Source organism: Vibrio kagoshimensis (assembly GCF_050337535.1).
Taxonomy (GTDB): Bacteria; Pseudomonadota; Gammaproteobacteria; order Enterobacterales; family Vibrionaceae; genus Vibrio; species Vibrio gallaecicus.
The window spans coordinates 201,011-218,898 of sequence record NZ_JAKJSZ010000005.1 but is presented as its reverse complement, the minus strand read 5'-3'; the positions used below and the strand labels follow the sequence as shown (position 1 = coordinate 218,898).

Genomic DNA, 17,888 nt, shown 5'->3' with positions numbered 1-17,888 from the left:
TGCTATTTGAAATATCAGTTTGAGTAAAAAAACACTGTTCTATCCACTTTTATTTCACATCAAAATTCGAATTACGGTACTATCTTGGTTCATAATTAGAAAGTAAGTTACTGCATGAAATACCTTCGCTGTTTACCATTGATTCTTCTGTCATTCTCATCAATCGCATCAGAACGCTCAACGTTAACCTTCGCTTTAGATAACGATGGTATTTTTGGTGTCGATCAAGACTACACCAACGGTCTTTTCTTCTCTTATACGTCTGCGGGAATTACCCCTAATGAATGGACCAAGCCACTAAGTCTATCTTTGTGGGGAGCGGCTTCTTTAGACAAATGGGAAGTCACTCTTGGTCATAAAATGTATACCCCTTCAGATATTGAAGTTGAAACTCCTTCAGCAAATGATCGCCCATATGCAGGCTATCTACATACTGAGATCAACTACATTAGCTTACACCCACAGCAAGCCCAGCGTTTCAATATCACTCTTGGTACTACTGGCGAACGTGCACTTTCTGAAGATGCTCAGAAATTGGTGCACTCCATTACCAAGTCAGACGACCCTCTGGGGTGGGAATATCAAGTCGATGACGAATACGCTGGAAGCATTGGCTACTTGACTCATCTTAATCTGCTACGTTCTCAAGCGGTTGCGAATACTGATTGGGAAGTTTCTAACATCATCGAAGTTAATGTTGGTAACTTCCGCAGTGATGTGTCCACTGGCTTTATGATGCGCTGGGGAACTGACCTAGGTGGCAATTTTGGTGCCGCCACGATAACAACTGAAAACCCATTTAGACCGGGCATGATTGGCGCATCCAATAATGGTTGGTTCACTTACGCAGGACTTGAAGGACGTTACCGATTCAACGACCTAACCATTGAAGGGGATCGCTCTGGTGTCGATAAATATGCCCATGAGAACGGGCAAAATCCGGCTATTTATGATGTGACTTTAGAACATGTACAAGCAACAGCGGTTGCAGGTGTTGCTTGGTATAATCAATACGTTGGAGCAGCCTTTGCTCTCACAGTAAAAACACCAGATTATGAAGAAGCAAAAGAGAAAATTTACACAACAGGTGGAATAACTTTCTTCACCTTCTTTTAATCGTATTTACGCGATGTTAAAGCTGTAAATGATTTATAAATAAAGGCAATGAACCAAGAGGTTTATTGCCTTTATTTTTAGGAACATCGACCGATTTGACCCTATTTTATGTACCGGTTTTGTAATAAAATAACCGCATAAATTCCTATACGAGAATAGCTCATGTCTACAATTGGTCGCATTCACTCTTTCGAATCTTGTGGTACTGTCGATGGCCCTGGAATCCGCTTTATTGTGTTTCTTCAAGGGTGCTTAATGCGTTGTATGTACTGCCATAATCGCGATACATGGGATACTCACGGTGGAAAAGAAATAACGGTCGAAGAAATCATCAACGAGGCTAAATCATACCGTCATTTTATGAAAGCTTCTGGCGGTGGCATTACCTGTTCAGGCGGAGAAGCAATGCTGCAACCTGAGTTCGTTCGTGATTTTTTCCAAGCCGCGCAAGCTGAAGGCATTCACACTTGTCTTGATACTAATGGCTATATTCGTAAGCATACAGATGTTGTTGATGAAGTACTGGAAGCCACTGATTTGGTCATGCTTGATTTAAAACACATGCGTGATGAAATTCACCATGACTTCATTGGTGTTTCCAATAAACGAACTTTAGATTTTGCTCGCTACTTACATAAGATAGGAAAGAAAACCTGGATTCGTTATGTTGTGGTTCCTGGTTACACAGACAAACCTGAAGATGCTCACTTACTTGGTGAGTTCATCAAGGATATGGACAACATCGAAAAGGTTGAACTATTGCCTTATCACAAACTGGGCGCTCACAAATGGGAAGCTATGGGTAACGAATACCCACTTGATGGTGTCAATCCACCAAGCAAAGAACTCATGGACGAAATTGTTGCAGTATTAAAGCAATACCACCCGAACGTTAAGTACTGATAACGATTTGAAGTTACTATAAAGCGCCTCAACTTTAGCTAGGCGCTTTTTTATTGCCTACTATTTATCATTCTCTGCTACCAATCTATATAAGGTTTCACCCATCAATTCACCCAGCTAAGAGTAAACCGTTCACTTTTAATTTCCTCGCAACTCGTCTCTTTATTTTTACTTACAAGTTTTGTTTATAGTTTCAAAAAATCGTATTAAATCTGTGTTGAGATCATGTTTCGGTACGTATGATTACTGTTAATCTTACTTCAACAAAATAATATTACATTTAGTTTTAAGTGAGGTTTCCCTTATGGAAATGACCAATGCTCAGCGTCTAATTCTATCAAATCAATACAAGCTTATGTCTCAAATGGACCCTGAGAATTCTACGAAGTACCAACGTCTGCAAACAATTGTAGAACGTGGTTACGAACTTCAAATGAGAGAACTCAACAAGGAATTTGGTTGTTTAACAGAGAGCGAATGTCGTGAAACTATCGACATCATGGAAATGTATCACGCGATGCAAGAGTCAAACAAAATGCTTTCTGATGCAGAGCGCAAAGATGTTGATCAACGTCGCCTGCAATTTTTAGGGTTTGATATTGCTTCCGAAGCACAATCGGTTAATTACGTGCGTTTCCTTATTGATTCCGAAGGTCTATACCCTCAATTCGATAAAGCTGATCACCACTTCAACAGCCAGATGCCAATGCTTGAGAAATATCGTCGAATGCTAACTACATGGCGCAATTGCCCTCGCCAATACCACTTATGCTCAACAGAGCTAAGCCAAATATTTAGTGCTTAACTAGATATTAGCTTAACTGAATTAACCTAACTTAAATCCATATAATTTAGATTAGGATTTATGTTTAGCAAATGAATTCAAAGAAAAGTTAATAGCAAAAAAAAGGGGTGGATACATGTGTATCCACCCCTTTTAATATCTATTCAGTAACTCTTAGAAGACGTAAGCTACGCCGACATTTGCGGTAGTGTTTACACCACTTTCAATGATAGGACTCTTCTCAATATCGCCTTCAAGGTTTGTGTAACGGATACCACCAGTTACACGAATATTTGGCGTAACATGGGCATAAGCACTTAGTCCAATGAAGTATTGACCGTCCCAGTCAGCATCAAATGAGCTAATCGTACCATTACCATCATTTGCTATTCGCTGCGCTTCTGAACTGCTCACACCATATAAATGGTTATTCAAACGTTCACTATTATATGCATAACCTATTGCAGGAGTAATAGCCCACCCTTTACGACGAATAGGTAAACGCCAAGCAGCTTCAGCGTAAAGACCGTTATGCTTAGCACCAAGATCAGACCCAGCCGTTGCTTCAAACATACCCACCAGCGTGATTAATTGATAGCTCACACCTCCCATAATCGATGCTTTTCGTTCATCAAGTAAACGAATATCAGTATTATCCGAATCACTCGGCTTTAAGGTTCTCGGGTCATAAAAAGCTCTGAAAACAATATTTTGTGGGCTACCAGCAGGTAAGAGCCTGTATCCAGCGCTAAACCCACGCATGAAAAAGTGCTCACCTTCATAACCGACTAGCGGAATAACCGTTTGGTTTGATGGAGTATCAATATAAACCGCAGGAGAATACGATGCTGCAGCACCTAATGACCATTGAGAGATCTTCGCTTGAGCTGCTGTTGTCATCAATATTGCTGCACTAATACAGCACATTTTTAACCAACTATTTTTCACTTTGAGTTCCTATATCTTTGGGCTGTATGAGCATAAATCGTCCGCGCTTATTATATGGAACCTCATACCAAAAGACAATGAAGCCATAAATATTTATCAAAACATATAAAAACACACCTTGAACGACTATTCATTCAACCTCAAGCATTATCACAATCAATAATTCACTTTTTTAAAGCCAGCAGCGAACACACCACATCTGCGTTGCGTCTTTCAATTTGCATATCTAAATGTAAATAAATACATAATTGCTAAGCAAAATTGTGTAGTCAGGTCTAGTCTTAAAATGTAAGGGGAATCTATTTTCAATCGCTCGTCAGTATGACTGGTTAACAAGGGGAATGTGACTATGAGTATTTTTGACCATTATCAATCTCGTTATGAGGCTGCAAAAGAAGAAGAGCTGTCTCTGCAAGATTTTCTTGCTCTCTGTAAAGATGATAAAAGCGCTTACGCAAATGCTGCCGAACGTCTACTACTTGCTATTGGTGAGCCTGAAATTATTGATACAGCCCAAGACCCTTGGCTCAGTAGAATTTTTTCTAACCGCGTGATTTCTCGGTATAAAGAGTTTGAAGATTTCTATGGTATGGAAGACGCCATAGAACAAATCGTTTCTTACCTAAAACATGCAGCCCAAGGTCTAGAAGAACGCAAACAAATTCTATATCTACTTGGTCCCGTTGGGGGCGGTAAATCATCTTTAGCGGAGAAACTCAAAGCATTAATGCAAAAAATGCCTATTTATGTACTTTCTGCTAATGGAGAGCGTAGCCCTGTCAATGATCACCCTTTCTGCTTATTCGACGTGAGTGAAGATGGGGATTTATTGAAAAAAGAATATGGTATTGAAAAGCGTTATGTACGCTCAATCATGTCACCGTGGGCAGCAAAACGTTTGCATGAGTTTGGTGGTGATATATCTAAGTTCAAAGTAATTAAAGTTCGCCCTTCAATTTTAGATCAATTGGCGATTGCAAAAACAGAACCTGGTGACGAAAATAATCAAGATATCTCCTCACTTGTGGGGAAAGTTGATATTCGCCAGCTTGAACACTTCTCGCAAGATGACCCAGATGCCTACAGCTACTCTGGTGCTTTATGTAAAGCTAACCAAGGGCTAATGGAGTTTGTCGAAATGTTTAAGGCTCCGATAAAAGTCTTACACCCATTATTGACCGCAACTCAAGAAGGGAACTTCAACGGTACAGAGGGGCTGTCAGCCTTACCGTTTGATGGCATGATCCTAGCTCACTCCAATGAATCGGAATGGCAGACCTTCCGAAATAACAAGAACAATGAAGCATTCCTTGATCGTGTTTATATAGTGAAAGTACCTTATTGCTTACGTGTGTCTGAAGAAGTCAAAATCTACCAGAAGCTATTGGAACACAGTGAGCTGTCTAAAGCGCCATGTTCACCAAGTACCCTAGAGCTACTTTCTCAGTTCAGTATTCTTTCTCGTCTAAAAGAACCGGAAAATTCATCATTGTTCTCCAAAATGCGGGTTTATGACGGTGAAACACTGAAAGATACCGATCCAAAAGCCAAAAGCTATCAAGAGTATCGTGACTATGCTGGTGTCGATGAGGGCATGTCAGGTCTATCTACTCGTTTCGCTTTTAAAATCCTATCTCGGGTATTCAACTTCGATCAAACCGAAGTCGCGGCTAACCCTGTTCACCTTTTCTATGTTGTTGAGCAGCAAATTGAACGTGAGCAATTCCCGCAAGAGCAAGCAGAGAAGTACTTAGAATACCTTAAAGGCTACTTAGTGCCTCGCTACGTAGAGTTTATTGGTAAAGAAATTCAAACCGCTTACTTAGAGTCTTATTCTGAATACGGACAAAATATTTTTGACCGCTATGTCACCTACGCTGATTTTTGGATTCAAGACCAAGAATACCGTGATCCGGAAACAGGTCAGCTGTTTGATCGTGCTTCACTTAATGGTGAACTTGAGAAAATTGAGAAAACTGCAGGCATTAGCAACCCTAAAGACTTCCGTAATGAAATCGTTAATTTTGTTCTTCGAGCTAAAGCGAATAACAATGGGCTTAATCCGGTTTGGACAAGTTACGAAAAACTACGCACAGTCATTGAGAAGAAAATGTTCTCAAATACAGAAGAACTGCTGCCGGTCATTTCCTTTAATGCGAAAACATCCTCTGAAGATCAGAAGAAGCACGACGACTTTGTTGCTCGCATGATGGAAAAAGGTTACACCGAGAAGCAAGTTAGGCTGCTTTCTGAGTGGTACCTAAGAGTTCGTAAATCCTCGTAAAAAGTAGGATCACAACGACAATACTTAGAGGGGGATCTATGGCTCAATTTATCGATCGGAGACTCAATGGCAAAAATAAGAGCGCTGTAAATAGGCAGCGTTTCTTAAGACGCCATAAAGAGCAAATCAAGGAATCGGTTGCCGATGCAGTGAACCGACGTTCAATCACAAATACTGAATCAGGTGAAGACGTTACGATTCCGCATAAAGACATAAAGGAACCAACATTCCACCAAGGTCAAGGTGGCATGAGAGAGCGTGTACACCCTGGCAATGACCAGTTCATTACGGGCGATAAAATTGATCGCCCTAAAGGAGGCGGACAAGGTGGAGGCTCAGGTCAAGGTGATGCTAGCCAAGATGGTGAAGGACAAGATGAATTTACCTTTCAAATTTCTAAAGATGAATACTTAGATATTTTATTTGAAGATCTGGAACTGCCAAACCTTGAGAAAAACCAGCTCAATAAGATCACTGAATGGAAAATACATCGTTCGGGTTATCAAACTGCAGGGATTCCTTCAAATATTGCTATTGTTCGTTCATTACAACAGTCACTAGCACGTCGTACCGCTATGACTGCAGGTAAAAGGCGTCAACTCAATGAGTTGGTAGATATGCTTGACCAAGTACAGATGAAAGAACCAGCTCAACCATTTGAAGAAACACGTATTAAAGACGAAATAGCGGCTCTGAAAAAGAAAATTGAGAGTGTACCTTTTATTGATACGTTTGATTTACGCTATAAAAACTATGAGAAACGCCCAATTCCTTCAAGCCAAGCCGTGATGTTTTGTTTAATGGATGTATCTGGCTCGATGGATCAAGCAACCAAAGATATCGCGAAACGCTTTTACGTGTTGCTGTACCTATTCTTAAATCGAACTTACGAAAATGTGGATGTGGTATTCATTCGTCATCACACTCAAGCCAAAGAAGTAGATGAGCATGAGTTTTTCTACTCACAAGAAACAGGTGGCACAATTGTTTCAAGTGCATTGAAATTAATGAACGAAATCATTGCTGACCGCTACCCAGTCGGAGAGTGGAACATTTATGCGGCGCAAGCCTCTGATGGGGATAATTGGGCAGATGACTCACCAAGATGTAAAGAGTTACTGGTGAATAAGCTCCTCCCAAACTGCCAGTATTATTCTTATATAGAAATTACACGCCGTTCTCACCAAACTTTGTGGCATGAATACGAAAAGCTGGAAACCAGTTTTCCCAATTTTGCTATGAAGAATATCAAAACGGTCGATGACATCTTCCCTGTATTTAGGGAACTCTTTAAGAAAGAGACAGCGTAAGGAGATTTGCCATGACAACGAAACCAGACGTTGCCGAAAAAGGCAAAACAAACGCACAAGCAACGCCTAAAGCGCGTGATACAAGCAAGCTTCTGCCTGATGGACCAGACTGGACCTTTAACCTACTAGAGCAGTACCACGTAGAAATTAAACGTGTTGCAGAGCATTACCGATTAGATACTTACCCTAATCAAATAGAAGTAATCACTTCAGAACAAATGATGGATGCCTATTCAAGCATAGGCATGCCAATTAACTATAATCATTGGTCCTTTGGCAAAAAATTCATCCAAACAGAACAAAATTACAAACACGGTCAGATGGGGCTTGCCTACGAGATCGTCATTAATTCTGACCCGTGTATAGCTTACTTAATGGAAGAAAATACAGTCACGATGCAGGCTCTTGTGATGGCACACGCTTGTTACGGGCATAACTCATTCTTTAAAGGTAATTACCTATTTCAAACCTGGACAGATGCTAGCTCGATTATTGATTATTTGTTGTTTGCTAAGAAATACATTGCAAGCTGTGAGGAGAAATATGGTGTTTCTGAAGTAGAGAAACTGCTCGATTCTTGTCACGCTTTAATGAACTACGGAGTAGATCGCTACAAGCGACCAGAAAAAATATCTATCGCAGAAGAAACGGCAAGACAAGAAGAAAGGGAAGCTTATCTTCAATCGCAAGTAAATGAATTATGGCGAACAGTTCCAAAGGCAAAAGAGAAGGAAGAAGACCTAAAAATTCGTTTTCCTTCCGAGCCACAAGAAAATATTCTTTATTTCATCGAAAAGCATGCCCCTTTACTGGAACCTTGGCAACGAGAATGCGTGCGTATTGTACGTAAAATAAGCCAGTACTATTACCCTCAAAAGCAGACGCAAGTAATGAATGAAGGATGGGCGACCTATTGGCATTACACCATTTTGAATCATTTGTACGATGAAGGTTTAGTCAGCGATAAGTTCATTCTTGAGTTTTTACATAGCCATACTAGTGTTGTCGCTCAACCAGCATACAACAGTCCATATTTTAGTGGTATTAACCCCTATGCGCTTGGCTTCGCCATGTTTCGGGATATTCGTAGGATTTGTGAAGAGCCAACAGACGAGGATAAGGAATGGTTCCCTGAACTGGCAGGAAGTGATTGGTTGGATTCTTTACACTTTGCTATGCACAACTTCAAAGATGAGAGTTTTATAAGTCAGTATCTATCACCCAAGTTAATGCGCGATTTCAAACTGTTCTCAATTCTCGATGACGACAGAAAGAATCATATTGAAGTTAGTGCTATACACGATGAATCAGGTTACAGGTTAATTCGGGAAAAACTGGCCGCTCAATATAACCTCAGTAATTTAGAGCCAAATATACAAGTTTTTAATGTTGATATACGCGGGGATCGCTCCATGACACTGCAGTATGTACCTCATGACCGCATTCCCTTAGATAAAGGTTATGATGAGGTATTAAAACACTTATATCGCTTGTGGGGCTTTGACGTCATCTTAGAAGAGCTTAAAGATACCGGGCACAGAGAGATACTCGCGGCATGTCCAAAGCGAAACGATTATGGTGGAAAAATTTAATCACCTAGTTTGCTTCAGTTTAATAAATGTAATTACGAATAAAGCGCATAGACTTGAGCCTATGCGCTTTATTTTATTGTTACGTCGGTAACTTGATATTTATAAACTCACAAAAAACGTGAGACTGATGAAATCAGTTAAACAATTGGCTTTTGCCCGCGTTCAATTAACTTCATTAATACGTTATCTGCCGATTTACCCGCAACGCCCGCTAACTTGTCAGATAGTTTTTTCTTCTGCACATAATGAATAGCTAAAACAGTCTTATCTTTACAAGCCTCAACGACCAAATCATCTGATGTACGAAGTTCGTCAACAAGGCCTAATTCATAAGCTTGAGTACCAAACCAATGCTCGCCTGTCGCGACTTTTTCCAAGTCTAGAGCTGGACGATGGTCTCGGATGAAGTTTTTGAATAGATCATGTGTTTCTTCTAATTCTTCTTTAAACTTTTCGCGTGCTTTATCGCTGTTCTCACCAAACATGGTCAATGTGCGTTTGTATTCACCCGCGGTAAGCTGCTCAAATTCAATATCATGCTTTTTAAGAAGCTTATTAAAATTAGGCAGTTGAGCAATCACGCCAATTGAGCCCACAATAGCAAACGGTGCAGAAACAATTTTGTCTGCAATGCAAGCCATCATGTAGCCGCCACTTGCGGCGACTTTATCTACAGATATAGTTAGAGGCAGACCTGCCGCTTTGATGCGATCTAGTTGAGAAGAAGCTAAGCCATAACCATGTACCATGCCACCTCCAGACTCAAGTTTAAGTAAAACTTCATCACCTTCACGTGCAACCGCTATAACCGCTGTCACCTCTTCACGTAGGGAAGCCACTTCTTTTGCGTCGATACTGCCATTGAAGTCTAGAACAAACAGGTGCGATTCACGTTTACTATCTAATTCACCCTCTTTGGCGGCTTTTTTAATTTCTTTATCACGAGATTTATTTTTTTCTTTTTCTGTTTTCTTTTCAGCTTTATCGCGAGCTTTAATAAAAGCTTCATCATGTAAATGATGCTCTAACTGCTCAATCGTTTGTTTATGGTGCTCTGAAAGGTTAGTGATTTCCAATTCACCTTTTATCGCACTTGATTTTCCACCTACTGACTTAGCAATAACTAAAATAGCAATAATGGCAATTACGACTGTCGCAATCTTGGCTAAAAACAAGCCGTAGTCCAACAAAAATTCCAATGTCATATCCCCTAATGTATGAATTAGTGTATTGTAACGATCTTGTCACGATTACCAAGAATTTCTACTCATTCCTGCAGTTATCTGTGTGATAAAACATCAATGGAATGACTTACATAATTAAAAGAAGGATGCGCACAGTGGATTTCCCAATCTCTAAAGATGCCCTCAAAGATAAAGTAATTTTAGTTACAGGAGCTGGAGCTGGTATTGGTCGCCAAGCTGCTCTTAGTTTTGCTCAGCATGGAGCAACGGTCATCTTACTTGGTCGTAATGTTAAAAACCTAGAATTCCTTTACGATGAAATTGAGTCTGCAGGCTACCCTCAGCCAGCTATTATTCCTCTTGATCTAAAAGGGGCAACAAAGCAAAACTATATTGATATGGCAGAAACGATTGAAGGTCAATTTGGTCGTTTAGATGGCTTACTACATAACGCAGGCGTATTAGGCACATTAAGTCCCTTTGATCAGATTGATGAAGATACTTTTGATGATGTCATGCAAATAAACGTTAAAGCCGAGTTTTTAATGACTCAAGCATTACTTCCTATCATCAAAAAGTCTGAAGCTGGCAGAATTATATTTACCTCTTCAACAGTTGGACACTCTGGACGTACTTTTTGGGGAACTTATGCAATATCTAAATTTGCAACGGAAGGAATGATGCAAATTCTAGCTGATGAGTTAGAAGAGACGCCAATTCGAGTTAATGCCATTAACCCTGGGGCAACACAAACTCGGATGCGAGCGAAAGCTTACCCAGGTGAAGATGCAAACCAGCTGAAAGCTCCGATTGATATTATGCCGCTTTATTTACATTTGATGAGCCCAGAAATAACAGATGTGAATGGTCAATGTATTGATGCGCAACCGAAATAACTTTCAATACTTTTAACGGTTATTTCGCAGGAAAATTCAAAATAGTCGTTGTAAGATCTATAAATTAAGCAATTTCTATTTTATCCAGATAAAGAAAAAGGGAGGCAAGCCTCCCTTTTAAATCAATTCGTTAAGTTAACCCTTAACTTCAGCTTCCGTACGTCTTTTCTTAATTTCCTTATACAGTAAAATACTTAAAGTCATTACGACTTTAGATGTTAACCATATCATTGTAGGAACTACCCTAAAATTTTGATGAAAAGTTACGTTAGATAGTTTTACATATTTCACTATGTAAAATATGTATGGTTAATATAACAACTATTTATCAAATCGTCATCAGATCTATATAGAACACCATTCCACTTATAAAATCTGGCGCAGTCTATCTTGAGCTACTTGAACCAACAAATCTGGCTGGAACTTAGATATGAAGCGGTCACACCCTACTTTTTCAACCATAGCTTCATTAAAACTGCCGCTTAAAGATGTGTTTAACGTAATGAAAAGATCTTGCATACGAGGATCACTGCGCACTTCATGTGTCAGCTTATAGCCATCCATTTCCGGCATTTCTGCATCGGTAATCATCAAAAGCAGCTCTTCATTTATATTCTTACCGGCATCACACCAAGATTTAAGTAAGTTCAACGCTTCTAAGCCATCTCGGCACTCAATAATATTGAGTCCGAGTTGAGACAAAGTGCCTTTCACTTGATTTCTTGCTGTTGAAGAATCATCAACAATCAGTACATTTCGACCAATCATTTCATTGGCTAACTGCGAATCTAAAATACCTTCAGAGATCGATACATCGTATTCAATAATTTCCGCTAATACTTTTTCAACATCAATAATTTCAACAATTTTCGTCAATTTATCTTCTTCGATATGAGTAATCGCTGTCAGATAATTATTACGTCCTGATGTTCTTGGAGGTGGCTGAATTTCAGTCCATGCCGTATTAACAATGTTACGGACTTGCCCCACAAGGAAACCTTGTACACTTCGGTTATATTCCGTGATGATAAGATTTTGTTCTTGTGAGTCATCTCTTGAGGGAGGAAAGCCAATTGCACTTCGAAGATCGATAACAGGCACAGATTCACCGCGTAGTGAAGCCACACCTGTTATGTGATGATGAGCCCCTGGTAATCGAGTTAAAGGTGGGACTTTTAAAACTTCTTTAACTTTAAATACGTTAATCGCGAAAAGTTGACGACTATTTAAACTAAACAAAAGCAGCTCAAGTCGGTTTTCACCAACGAGCTTAGTTCTTTGGTCAACTGAGTTTAAAACTCCAGACATACAACACCCTAGTAATCACTATAACTATAATTATATCTATAGTTACCATAGCCCAAGTCAATAAGCTTAGATATCAATAAAAGCGTTTCTAAAGATAAACTCTAAAAATGTTAAAGCAAATCACAAGAACTCGGTACGCTAAACAATAGTTAGATTTGACTAATATCCGTTAACCTTCAATCACTTTCATTAGCAGTTGACCATCGAAAAGTGCTTGTTTAACCAAAGCAGCACCAGGCATTGTCGCTTGCTTATAAAAACGAGACTCTACTAACTCAAGGTCTTGCTGGTAAACAGGTAAAGACTGCTCTTCAATACACTTTTGAATGACAGGAAACAAAACCTCTTTAGCTTGGTTAATTGCACCACCAATCAAGATTTTTTCAGGGTTAAACAGATTAATCACCATCGCTATCGCAGAACCTAAGTATTGACCAAGTTGCTCTATAACTTCAACAGCAAGAGGATCACCTTGTGCAGCAGCTCCGCAAATATTTTCCAAAGAAATTGTTTCTAGCTCACTTAAGCTCGATTGTTCGCCATTTGCAATTCGTTCTGTGACTTGCTCTCGAATCGCTTTGGAGCTTGCAACCGTTTCTAAACAGCCCCGGTTTCCACAATGGCACTGTTTGCCATTCTTATCGATTTGAATATGACCTAGCTCGCCGATGTTACCGTGTCGACCTTGCAATACTCGCCCATCTAAAATAATCCCGGCGCCAAGGCCGTGGTGGATCGAGATAAGGACGGAGTTTTCATTGTTTTGGGAGTTACCAAATAATTTCTCAGCCAATGCCCACGCTCTTGTGTCATTCGCAATAAAAACCGGTAAACCCGTTTCTTTATAAATCTCAGGACCTAGTGCTAAGTTCTCTACATTATAGTGAGGCATTTGTAGCACTATCCCCTCTTCAGAATTCACTAACCCCGGTAACGTAATTGCAATACTCGTTACTCGATCTAGTTGCTCTGAATAGGTTTGAAAAAATTCATCGATTTCATGAAGAAGGCGAGCCAATACATCATCTTGATCAATTTCATGAATATCAATTTTGGTATCAATTAAAACATCGCCTCCTAATTCATGGAGTGCGATCGTCAAATAGCCTCGCCCAAGGCGCATCGATAAAAATTGCCAGCCCTCATTGTTGGTTTGTAAACCAACTGCAGGGCGACCTCGACTTGTCGCTTCTTGAACTGTAGTTTCATGAATAAGATGCGCTTCAATGAGTTCACGAGTAATTTTGGTAATACTCGCCGGAGCCAACTGACTTTGCTTGGACAAATCGATACGAGAAATGGGACCTTTAAGGTCTATTAGTTTATATACACGACCAGCATTGACCTGTTTGATATGATCAATATGGCCCGGTTGAGCCATGTACATTTTATGCTCCAGAAATCATTAACAAAGCAATTTTTTTACTTTGCGAAGTAATTGTGAAGTCACTTGGTATATCGCCGTGACAGGCATCACGTATATACACGAATCTTTGTGTATCTAGTCAAATAGTTCAATAAAAATTAACACTTTTTCTAACAAATACTGGCTTATTTTTTTAAGTAAAATATCCACACACATACCAATGATAGCTGTATTTCTTTATTATTTTCCTTCGAATTCGCTAATTTGTATGGCCTCTCCAAATAAAATGGGCATTAATGCATATACTTAATTTAGTTGAACACAGGAGACTCCAATGACAGCTGAATTACGAAAAACAAAAATTGTCACAACACTTGGTCCATCAACAGATAAAGACAACGTTCTTGAAGAAATAATCAAAGCAGGTGCAAACGTTGTTCGTATGAACTTTTCTCACGGGACCAGTGAAGATCATATTCTTCGAGCTCAAAAAGTAAGAGCCATAGCTGCAAAATTAGGAACTCAAGTCGCTATCTTAGGGGACTTACAAGGACCAAAAATTCGAGTGTCGACTTTTAAGGATGGCAAAGTTCAGTTAACTATCGGTGATAACTTTACACTTGATAGTAGCCTTGGCTTAGGTGAAGGCACAAGTGAGTCGGTAGGACTTGATTATAAAGAACTTCCCAATGATGTTTGTTCCGGGGATGTTTTACTACTGGATGATGGACGTGTTCAGCTGCAAGTCACAGAAGTCGAAGGCTGTAAAGTTCACACTAAAGTTACCATTGGCGGCCCCTTGTCGAACAATAAAGGTATCAATAAAAAAGGTGGGGGGCTTTCTGCCGAAGCGCTGACAGAAAAAGACAAAAGAGATATCGTCACAGCAGCTCAGATCAAGGTGGATTTTTTAGCAATATCTTTCCCAAGAAATGGTGCAGATATGATTTATGCCCGAAAGCTTGCACGTGAAGCGGGTCTTGAAGCGCATTTAGTTGCTAAAGTTGAAAGAGCAGAGACAGTTGCAACTGAAGAGAGTATGGACGACATCATTATGGCTTCAGATGTTGTCATGGTCGCCCGTGGGGACCTTGGAGTTGAAATTGGCGACCCAGAACTTGTTGGGGTTCAAAAGCAGCTTATAAGGCGTGCTAGAGCGCTTAATCGAACTGTCATTACTGCGACGCAAATGATGGAATCTATGATGTCAGCTCCAATGCCAACACGAGCAGAAGTAATGGATGTTGCAAACGCAGTATTAGATGGAACCGACGCGGTAATGCTATCAGGTGAAACCGCTGCGGGTGATTACCCAATTGAAACCGTGAAATCGATGGCTGAAGTGTGTGTCGGGGCAGAGAAGATGGCTTCGGTTAATCAATCCAACTACCGAATTGATCGCACGTTTGTCACGGCTGAGGAAACAGTTTCTATGGCAACTATCTATTCAGCAAACCATATGGAAGGAATCAAAGGCGTCGTCACTTTGACTGAATCAGGTAGAACAGCCTTAATGATGTCACGGCTCAGTGCTGACATGCCCATTTATGCTTTATCTCGAAATGAAGAAACACTTAACCGCTGTGCGTTGTATAGAGGCGTCACTCCTATCTATTTTGAGACCGATGAAGAAGATAGCTTAGATATTGCTTTATCAACACTTAAGAACCTAAAAAGCAAAAATCACTTGAAGTTTGGTGACCTCGTCATTATTACTCAGGGGGATATTATGGATGTTGCTGGGTCGACAAACTGTATGAGAATCCTTCCCGTCACCTAATGATACTTTAATGTTTATCTTTAACTAAACATCAAGTGCTTACCAACTAAGTGCTTGATGTTTAAATTCATATATCACTACGCTAAAACTCAAGGTTAGGTCTCACTCATTTACAACTTACAACTAAGTAATTCACAATTGGCTAATTCTTGTGACTGACTAATGAATAAGCCTCAATAAATCGATACCCTGCTTCCAACCCCAACTGATAATCATGCAATAAGTCCACTTTATCGCTCATTAACGAACTGGATTTCAGAGGCTGACTCGGAGCAATTTGAACAATGTAAGTATCATCCGGCGGGTTATTCAAGAAGTCTTGAGTCAACGAATATGTTTGATAATGTACCATCAACATATCGGCTAAGCCGGAATCAAATTTATCACCCACTAAATGGCTTAAACGGTAGATATCGTCAGCGCCAAATAGCCAGCGTCCACCATTTAATAAATCTAAATTATTTCGTTCTTTTTTTTGTTCTTTGGAACGTGATATCTGCTGCTGAAAAAATGAAGTCCAGTCGGTTTTCCATTGTTCAACACGCTGCTGCCAATGACCTTGCACACTGCTGAACGACTCTCTAAACCATTCTAATTCCTCTACAGATATCGCTTTGGGAGGACCCATTTCATTATTACCAGTAGGTTCATTTTCTTCAAGCACAGGTTCAGTTCTAATCACGACAATAGAACGAGCTTGTCTGCGCCATGCTTCTTGAACCGGTATACATGCAGAAACACCGCCATCGACATAAGAGCGGTCACCAATGATAACTTCTCCATTATAAAGCCTTGGGATTGCGCATGTTGCCAGCATGGCTTTGTACCATTCATCGCCAAATAGTGGAAAATAGTGATCACTCAGGTTTTGAGCATCAGTCACAGCTGCAAATATATTCCGGCTTCCTAATACTTGGCGACCAAGATCGATATCCAGCTTATAGGGGTAAGAGAAGACTTGTTCAAGCGCCCACTCTAAACCTAAACCTTTATTGTGTCTGATATAAGAAAAGAGATTAAAGAATTCTGGTGAGGTTGTAAGTTCAGTTATAAATGATTTACCTAGCCCTTGCTCGCGACAGACAAATGCACAAAGATTTAGCGCACCAGCAGAAGTGCCAAAAAAATCATCAAAAGGGTCAAAGTTAGATAACAGGAAAGAATCTAAAACACCGGAGGTAAAAATGCCTCTCTGCCCGCCACCTTGGGCAACCAGTGCCGTTTTCCCAATAATGTATTTAGAGTAATAATCTAAATCAATTGCTGATTCAGAGTTAGTTATCAGGGCTCTATTCATAATAAGTAAGGGGTTGATTTAGGTAGACGCGGACTGCTAACCCCATTGAAGATCAATCCATCTCGTCTACCTAGTAAAAATCTAACTGCCAATCGCGATAAAACCGAAAGTGATGATTATCGCTAAAGCGAAAACAACAATTTGTAGAGCATTTTTCAGATTTTGGTCCATAGACACCTCTGTATTTTTTATAAGTTTTATTTGGTTCTATTAAGTTGTATCAGCTGTGTGAAGTATCTTCAAGAATCGTCCAAATAAGTCGCACAATATTGGTGTAACCATCACAATTGGAGGGTGTATAGAAAAGGATAAGCTAATGAACACCAAAGCAAATATAGTTGCTCTACTCGCTCTTTTTTCAGTTTCAAATTTGTATGCAGCCCCAAATGTGATAATTACCCCTTTAGTTGGTTACACTGGCGGTGGTGGTGTAGAAGATGAAGACGGTAACTCTTACGACATGGAAGGTTCAGAGAGTTTTACTTTTGCCATTGAAACACCGTTAGATAAAGGACGTATCGGGCTATTTTATTCGAATCAACAGTCTCAGCTTGAAACGTTAAACATTGATTCATCTATCCAGTATCTACATTTTCAAAGTAGTATTTATTATCCTGCTAATGAAAAATTATCGTCTTATTTAGGGCTTGGACTTGGTGTTTCTTATGTTGATGTTGATTGGGCAAAAGACAAGTACGGGTTCTCAACTTCTGTATTCGGTGGCTTTGAATACAAGCTTGGAGACAATATTGCATTAAACAGCCAGCTCAGATGGCTGGGTACTGTCGTTGATAATGATACTTCAGGCGCCTGCACCCTACCCACGACAGGTCAATCCTGCATTATTAAGTTTGATACAGACTGGATGAACCAATTTCAAGCAAGCCTAGGACTAACCTTCTATTTCTAATAAAAAACGTCTAACCATAAAATTTCTAATAAACGTATTTGAACTACAACCTGTAGCCACCAATACAATGATTAGTTCACCCGCTTCAAATAAGCACACAATTAAGTCGTATATTCTGAAAAATCGTCAGCCTCACCGGTAGATGTTGGCGATTTTGACTATCATTCGTTTATTTTTCAGTCATACACACCAATTTATTCTAAAGCTCAT

At 39.8% G+C, this 17,888-nt stretch carries 15 protein-coding genes; 9 read left to right on the top strand and 6 right to left on the bottom strand.

The genetic code is table 11. From position 1 onward, the window contains the following. Positions 1-114 precede the first annotated feature (114 nt). The 3 genes from L4C37_RS05875 (at position 115) to L4C37_RS05865 (ending at position 2,824) form a co-directional block, all read left to right on the top strand. A complete protein-coding gene (locus L4C37_RS05875; RefSeq protein WP_273297335.1) occupies positions 115-1,116 on the top strand; it encodes a lipid A deacylase LpxR family protein in 1,002 nt (333 codons plus the stop codon). A gap of 162 nt (positions 1,117-1,278) precedes the next feature. Further along, positions 1,279-2,019 carry a pyruvate formate lyase 1-activating protein gene (pflA, locus tag L4C37_RS05870; RefSeq protein ID WP_137372443.1) on the top strand — a complete coding sequence of 247 codons (741 nt, stop codon included), beginning with the start codon at positions 1,279-1,281 and terminating at the stop codon, positions 2,017-2,019. 304 nt (positions 2,020-2,323) lie between these two features. Further along, positions 2,324-2,824: a YfbU family protein gene (locus L4C37_RS05865; protein WP_137372442.1), complete on the top strand. Its 501-nt coding sequence runs from the start codon at positions 2,324-2,326 to the stop codon at positions 2,822-2,824. A gap of 153 nt (positions 2,825-2,977) precedes the next feature. On the opposite strand, the gene L4C37_RS05860 is transcribed toward L4C37_RS05865, so the two are convergent. Further along, positions 2,978-3,730, bottom strand: a complete 753-nt coding sequence (locus tag L4C37_RS05860) for a MipA/OmpV family protein (RefSeq protein WP_429768147.1) — start codon at positions 3,728-3,730, stop codon at positions 2,978-2,980. Positions 3,731-4,100: 370 nt separating this feature from the next. On the opposite strand from L4C37_RS05860, the gene L4C37_RS05855 reads away from it, so the two are divergent. From L4C37_RS05855 to L4C37_RS05845, 3 genes are read left to right on the top strand one after another with little or no spacing between them, the layout of a single operon-like run. Beyond that, positions 4,101-6,035: a PrkA family serine protein kinase gene (locus L4C37_RS05855; protein ID WP_137372440.1), complete on the top strand. Its 1,935-nt coding sequence runs from the start codon at positions 4,101-4,103 to the stop codon at positions 6,033-6,035. 38 nt (positions 6,036-6,073) lie between these two features. Further along, positions 6,074-7,345, top strand: coding sequence for a YeaH/YhbH family protein (locus L4C37_RS05850; RefSeq protein ID WP_137372439.1), 1,272 nt, complete (start codon positions 6,074-6,076; stop codon positions 7,343-7,345). 11 nt (positions 7,346-7,356) lie between these two features. Then, positions 7,357-8,937, top strand: a complete 1,581-nt coding sequence (locus tag L4C37_RS05845) for a SpoVR family protein (RefSeq protein ID WP_137372438.1) — start codon at positions 7,357-7,359, stop codon at positions 8,935-8,937. 137 nt (positions 8,938-9,074) lie between these two features. Here L4C37_RS05845 and sohB read toward each other — a convergent pair whose 3' ends face one another. After that, positions 9,075-10,142: a protease SohB gene (gene sohB / locus L4C37_RS05840; RefSeq protein WP_167493997.1), complete on the bottom strand. Its 1,068-nt coding sequence runs from the start codon at positions 10,140-10,142 to the stop codon at positions 9,075-9,077. Between the two features lie 134 nt (positions 10,143-10,276). On the opposite strand from sohB, the gene L4C37_RS05835 reads away from it, so the two are divergent. Beyond that, positions 10,277-11,017, top strand: a complete 741-nt coding sequence (locus L4C37_RS05835; RefSeq protein ID WP_429768100.1) for a YciK family oxidoreductase — start codon at positions 10,277-10,279, stop codon at positions 11,015-11,017. Positions 11,018-11,383: 366 nt separating this feature from the next. Here L4C37_RS05835 and L4C37_RS05830 read toward each other — a convergent pair whose 3' ends face one another. Continuing rightward, positions 11,384-12,325 (bottom strand): chemotaxis protein CheV, encoded by a 942-nt coding sequence (locus tag L4C37_RS05830; protein ID WP_429768099.1) that lies wholly within the window; start codon positions 12,323-12,325, stop codon positions 11,384-11,386. Between the two features lie 169 nt (positions 12,326-12,494). After that, the gene (mlc, locus tag L4C37_RS05825; RefSeq protein WP_137372435.1) at positions 12,495-13,712 is read right to left on the bottom strand and encodes a sugar metabolism global transcriptional regulator Mlc; all 1,218 of its coding nucleotides are present in this window, start codon (positions 13,710-13,712) and stop codon (positions 12,495-12,497) included. A gap of 313 nt (positions 13,713-14,025) precedes the next feature. Between mlc and pyk the strand changes: the two genes are divergently transcribed. Then, positions 14,026-15,471 (top strand): pyruvate kinase, encoded by a 1,446-nt coding sequence (gene pyk, locus L4C37_RS05820; protein WP_273295970.1) that lies wholly within the window; start codon positions 14,026-14,028, stop codon positions 15,469-15,471. 142 nt (positions 15,472-15,613) lie between these two features. Here the strand turns inward: pyk and L4C37_RS05815 are convergent, their stop codons facing one another. Together L4C37_RS05815 and cydH are read right to left on the bottom strand one after the other, a co-directional pair. Next, positions 15,614-16,768, bottom strand: coding sequence for a patatin-like phospholipase family protein (locus L4C37_RS05815; protein ID WP_429768098.1), 1,155 nt, complete (start codon positions 16,766-16,768; stop codon positions 15,614-15,616). A gap of 81 nt (positions 16,769-16,849) precedes the next feature. Continuing rightward, entirely contained in the window at positions 16,850-16,939 is a 90-nt protein-coding gene (gene cydH, locus L4C37_RS05810) for a cytochrome bd-I oxidase subunit CydH (RefSeq protein ID WP_137372432.1), read from the bottom strand. Positions 16,940-17,084: 145 nt separating this feature from the next. On the opposite strand from cydH, the gene L4C37_RS05805 reads away from it, so the two are divergent. Then, the gene (locus L4C37_RS05805) at positions 17,085-17,678 is read left to right on the top strand and encodes a porin family protein (RefSeq protein WP_137372431.1); all 594 of its coding nucleotides are present in this window, start codon (positions 17,085-17,087) and stop codon (positions 17,676-17,678) included. The last annotated feature ends 210 nt before the right edge of the window (positions 17,679-17,888 follow it).

Coding starts and splice junctions, on each gene's coding strand:
- L4C37_RS05815 (WP_429768098.1), bottom strand. CDS start 16,768: ATGAATAGAGCCCTGATAACTAACTCTGAATCAGCAATTGATTTAGAT.
- pyk (WP_273295970.1), top strand. CDS start 14,026: ATGACAGCTGAATTACGAAAAACAAAAATTGTCACAACACTTGGTCCA.
- L4C37_RS05830 (WP_429768099.1), bottom strand. CDS start 12,325: ATGTCTGGAGTTTTAAACTCAGTTGACCAAAGAACTAAGCTCGTTGGT.
- L4C37_RS05865 (WP_137372442.1), top strand. CDS start 2,324: ATGGAAATGACCAATGCTCAGCGTCTAATTCTATCAAATCAATACAAG.
- L4C37_RS05805 (WP_137372431.1), top strand. CDS start 17,085: ATGAACACCAAAGCAAATATAGTTGCTCTACTCGCTCTTTTTTCAGTT.
- L4C37_RS05875 (WP_273297335.1), top strand. CDS start 115: ATGAAATACCTTCGCTGTTTACCATTGATTCTTCTGTCATTCTCATCA.
- L4C37_RS05850 (WP_137372439.1), top strand. CDS start 6,074: ATGGCTCAATTTATCGATCGGAGACTCAATGGCAAAAATAAGAGCGCT.
- mlc (WP_137372435.1), bottom strand. CDS start 13,712: ATGTACATGGCTCAACCGGGCCATATTGATCATATCAAACAGGTCAAT.
- cydH (WP_137372432.1), bottom strand. CDS start 16,939: ATGGACCAAAATCTGAAAAATGCTCTACAAATTGTTGTTTTCGCTTTA.
- L4C37_RS05855 (WP_137372440.1), top strand. CDS start 4,101: ATGAGTATTTTTGACCATTATCAATCTCGTTATGAGGCTGCAAAAGAA.
- pflA (WP_137372443.1), top strand. CDS start 1,279: ATGTCTACAATTGGTCGCATTCACTCTTTCGAATCTTGTGGTACTGTC.
- sohB (WP_167493997.1), bottom strand. CDS start 10,142: ATGACATTGGAATTTTTGTTGGACTACGGCTTGTTTTTAGCCAAGATT.
- L4C37_RS05845 (WP_137372438.1), top strand. CDS start 7,357: ATGACAACGAAACCAGACGTTGCCGAAAAAGGCAAAACAAACGCACAA.
- L4C37_RS05860 (WP_429768147.1), bottom strand. CDS start 3,730: ATGTGCTGTATTAGTGCAGCAATATTGATGACAACAGCAGCTCAAGCG.